This window comes from Mycobacterium sp. TH-M15, assembly GCF_057473705.1.
In genome coordinates this window covers 1-4,105 of the sequence record NZ_JBYCLB010000624.1, presented here as the reverse complement: position 1 = coordinate 4,105, position 4,105 = coordinate 1, and the positions used below count along the sequence as shown (strand labels likewise).

The 4,105-nt window shown below is 74.0% G+C and carries 5 protein-coding genes; all 5 read left to right on the top strand.

The window, feature by feature from the left end:
• Positions 1-672, top strand: a 672-nt coding sequence (locus AC2VNT_RS15280) for a pyridoxal-dependent decarboxylase (protein WP_486947662.1), incomplete at its 5' end; no start/stop codon positions are given.
• A gap of 30 nt (positions 673-702) precedes the next feature.
• Positions 703-1,887: an alanine racemase gene (gene alr, locus AC2VNT_RS15275; RefSeq protein ID WP_486947661.1), complete on the top strand. Its 1,185-nt coding sequence runs from the start codon at positions 703-705 to the stop codon at positions 1,885-1,887.
• Positions 1,877-2,986: an alpha/beta fold hydrolase gene (locus AC2VNT_RS15270; RefSeq protein ID WP_486947660.1), complete on the top strand. Its 1,110-nt coding sequence runs from the start codon at positions 1,877-1,879 to the stop codon at positions 2,984-2,986. Before alr ends, AC2VNT_RS15270 begins: the two co-directional genes overlap by 11 nt.
• Complete coding sequence (gene tsaE, locus AC2VNT_RS15265) at positions 2,979-3,467, top strand: tRNA (adenosine(37)-N6)-threonylcarbamoyltransferase complex ATPase subunit type 1 TsaE (RefSeq protein ID WP_486947659.1); 489 nt, start codon at positions 2,979-2,981, stop codon at positions 3,465-3,467. The genes AC2VNT_RS15270 and tsaE overlap by 8 nt, the downstream gene beginning before the upstream one ends.
• Positions 3,452-4,105 (top strand): tRNA (adenosine(37)-N6)-threonylcarbamoyltransferase complex dimerization subunit type 1 TsaB (tsaB, locus tag AC2VNT_RS15260; protein ID WP_486947658.1); only part of this gene is annotated, 654 nt, incomplete at its 3' end. The genes tsaE and tsaB, both read left to right, overlap by 16 nt.

Sequence of the window (4,105 nt, the reverse complement as noted above, 5' to 3'; positions counted from 1 at the left end):
GACGTTCCGGTGCACGTCGACGCGGCCAGCGGCGGCTTCGTGGTGCCGTTCCTGCACCCGGACCTCAAGTGGGACTTCCGGCTGCCACGGGTGGTGTCGATCAACGTCAGCGGCCACAAGTACGGCCTGACCTACCCGGGCATCGGGTTCGTGGTGTGGCGCAGCAAGGAGTACCTGCCCGAGGACCTGGTCTTCCGGGTGAACTACCTGGGCGGGGACATGCCGACGTTCACGCTGAACTTCTCCCGGCCCGGCAACCAGGTCGTCGGCCAGTACTACAACTTCCTGCGGATGGGCCGAGCCGGCTACACCGAGGTGATGCGGACGCTGAGCGACACCGCCCGCTGGCTGTCTCAGCAGTTGGCCGCCAGCGGGCATTTCGAGTTGATCAGCGACGGCTCGGCGATCCCGGTGGTGAGCTGCCGGCTGGCCGGGGACCGCGGCTACACCGAGTTCGACGTCTCCCACGAGCTGCGCACGTTCGGCTGGCAGGTGCCGGCCTACACCATGCCGGAGGACGCCACCGACGTCGCGGTGCTGCGGGTGGTGGTCCGTGAGGGGCTCTCCGCGGACCTGGCCCGCGCGCTCTACGACGACACGATCAAGGCGGTCACCGCGCTGGACAAGGTGAAACCGGGCGGTCACTACACCCAGCAGCACTTCGCGCATTGACGGCGAGGCGGTTCTGGGACAATTGCCGGGATGTACACGTTGACCCCGTCGGCCGATGCGCTGCAGCGGGAGACCCGCCGCCCGCTGGCCGAAGCCGTGGTGGACCTGGGCGCCATCGCGCACAACGTGCGGGTGCTGGCCGAGCACGCCGGATCCGCGCAGCTGATGGCCATCGTCAAGGCCGACGGGTACGGGCACGGGGCGGTGCCGGTGGCCCGGGCGGCGCTGGCGGCCGGCGCCGCCGAGCTGGGGGTCGCCACCGTCGACGAGGCGCTGGCGTTGCGGGCCGGCGGCGTCGGCGCCCCGCTGCTGGCCTGGCTGCACCGGCCGGGCACCGACTTCGGGCCGGCGATCACCGCCGACGTGCAGATCGCGGTCTCCTCGGTGCGCCAGCTGACCGAGCTGCTCGACGCGGTGCGGCGCACCGGCCACACCGCGACGGTGACCGTCAAGGTGGACACCGGGCTGAACCGCAACGGGGTCAGCCCCGCCGACTACCCGGCGCTGCTGTCCGCGGTGGGTCGCGCCGCGGCCGACGGCGCGATCCGGCTGCGCGGGCTGATGTCGCACCTGGCCTGCGCCGACGAGCCGGGCCACCCGGTCACCGACGCCCAGGCGCGGCGGTTCACCGCACTGCTGGACCTGGCGCGCGCGCAGGGGCTGAAGGTCGAGGTGGCGCACCTGGCCAACTCGGCGGCCACCCTGACCCGGCCGGACCTGACCTTCGACCTGGTGCGCACCGGGATCGCCGTCTACGGGCTCAACCCGGTGCCGGATCGCGGCGCGATGGGCCTGATCCCGGCGATGACGCTGAAATCGGTTGTGGTGCTGGTGCGTTCGATCAAAGCCGGCGACGGGGTGTCCTACGGCCACACCTGGGTCGCCGACCGCGACACCACGGTGGCGCTGCTGCCGATCGGCTACGCCGACGGGGTGTTCCGGCCGCTGAGCGGGCGGTTGGACGTGCTGATCAACGGCCGCCGGCGGCCCAATGTCGGCCGGGTCTGTATGGATCAGTTCGTGGTCGACCTGGGCCCGGGGCCGGTAGACGTCGAAGAGGGCGACGAGGCCGTCCTGTTCGGGCCCGGCACGCACGGCGAACCGACCGCCCAGGACTGGGCGGATACGCTCGGCACCGTCCACTACGAAGTGGCGACCGCCCCGCGCGGGCGGGTGGTCAGGAGCTACCGCGAGGCGGGCGCCGGTGGCGGTTAGGCGCCGGGGGGGCGAGGGCTGGCTGGCGGGCGCCGCCGGGGTGGCCGCACTGGGGACCATCGTCGGGGTCACCACCGCGCACTCGCTGATCCGGCGGACCAGCGCCGACGACCCGTACCTGGACGAGGATTTCGCGATCTTCGACGGCGACCGCAGCTCGACGGTGACCACCGACGACGGGGTGCGGCTGGCGGTCCGTGAGGCCGGACCGCGGAATGCCCCGCTGACCGTGGTGTTCTGCCACGGGTTCTGTCTGCGGATGGGATCCTTCCACTTCCAGCGGGCCCGGCTGGCCCGGGAGTGGGGGCCGCAGGTGCGGATGGTCTTCTACGACCAGCGCGGCCACGGCGCATCCGAGCCGGCGCCGCCGGAGACGTACACGGTGCCGCGGCTCGGCCAGGACCTGGCGGCGGTGCTGGCCGCGACGGTGCCGCGCGGCCCGGTGGTGCTGGTCGGCCATTCGATGGGCGGCATGACGGTGCTCTCGCACGCCCGGCAGTTCCCGGAGGACTACCGCAGCCGGGTGGTCGGGGTGGCGCTGATCTCCTCGGCCGCCAAGGGGGTGTCCCGCTCGCCGCTCGGCGAGGTGCTGCGCAACCCGGCGCTGGAAGCCGTCCAGCTGAGCGTCCGCTATGCGCCGCGGCTGGTGCACCGCGGCCGGGGCGCCGCCCGCAAGGTGATCGCCCCGATCGTGCGGGCCGCCTCCTACGGCAAGGATGAGATCAGCCCGAGCGTGGTGGCGTTCTCCGAGGAGATGATGCACGCCACCCCGGTCGCCACCATGGTCGGCTTCCTGCACGCGCTGGAGGTGCACGACGAGGCCGAGGGGCTGACCACGCTGGCCAACATCCCGACCCTGATCGCCTGCGGGGATCACGACCTGCTCACCCCGCACGGCTACTCGCGGGCGATGGCGGCGCTGCTGTGGGACTGCGAGCTGCTGGTCGTCCCCGGTGCCGGACATCTGGTCCAGCTGGAGGAGCCGGACGCGATCGACGACGCGCTGGTCCGGCTGGTCGAGCGGGCCACCCCGCGCCGGGTGGTGACGCTAACCCGGCGCCGACGCGGGCGGGTCGGAAACCGGAGGCGGAGTGGCTGACGTCGCCGGCGCGCCGCAGTCCGCCGCCACCGGCACCGCGGTGCTGGCCACCGCCGCCGACACCGTCGCGCTGGGCGCCCGGCTCGGCTCTCAGCTGCGCGCCGGCGACGTGGTGGTGTTGACCGGCCCGCTCGGGTCGGGAAAAACGGTGCGGGCCAAGGGGATCGCCGCCGCGCTGGACGTCGAGTGGCCGGTGACCTCGCCGACCTATGTGCTGGCCCGGGTGCCCCCGGGCCGGCGGGCGGGCGCGCCGGCGCTGATCCACGTCGACATGTACCGGCTGCTGGACCACCCGGGGGCCGATCTGCTGGCCGAACTGGACTCACTGGACCTGGACACCGACCTGGCCGACGCGGTGGTGGTGGTGGAGTGGGGTGCCGGCCTGGTCGAACGGCTCGCCGACCGGCACCTGGAGATCGCGCTGCAACGCGGCCGCGACTCGGAGACCCGCACCGCCAGCTGGCGGTGGAGCCGGCCGTGAGCCGGACCGTGCTGGCGATCGACACCGCCACCCCGGCGGTGACGGCCGGCCTGGTGGATCTCGACGGCGCCTGCGCGCCCACCGTGCTGGCCGAGCGGGTCACCGTCGACGCCCGCGCCCACGCCGAGCGGCTCACCCCGAATGTGCTGGCCGCCCTGGGCGATGCCGGCCTGTCGATGACCGACCTGGAGGCGGTGGTGGTCGGCTGCGGCCCGGGGCCGTTCACCGGGCTGCGGGTCGGGATGGCCAGCGCCGGCGCCTACGGGCACGCGCTGGGCGTCCGGGTGTACGGGGTGTGCAGCCTGGACGCGATCGGGGTGGCGACCGTCGGGGAGACGCTGGTGGTCACCGACGCCCGGCGCCGCGAGGTGTACTGGGCGCGCTACCGCGACGGGGCGCGGGTGGCCGGGCCGGGCGTCTGCGCCGCCGCCGACGTGGATCTCGGGGCGGCCCGGGCGGTGGCCGGCTCGCCCGAGCACGCGGCGCTCTTCGGCCTGCCGGTGCTCGACGTCGGGTATCCGTCCGCGGCTGGACTGGTTGCCGCGGTGGGTGGTTGGGAGGCCGATCCGGCGCCGCTGGTGCCGCTGTATCTGCGGCGTCCCGACGCGACACCGGCCGGCCCGCCGGGGTCGTCGGTC

Excerpts from the sequence above, each read along its gene's own strand:
- alr (WP_486947661.1), top strand. The coding sequence starts at position 703 with ATGTACACGTTGACCCCGTCGGCCGATGCGCTGCAGCGGGAGACCCGC.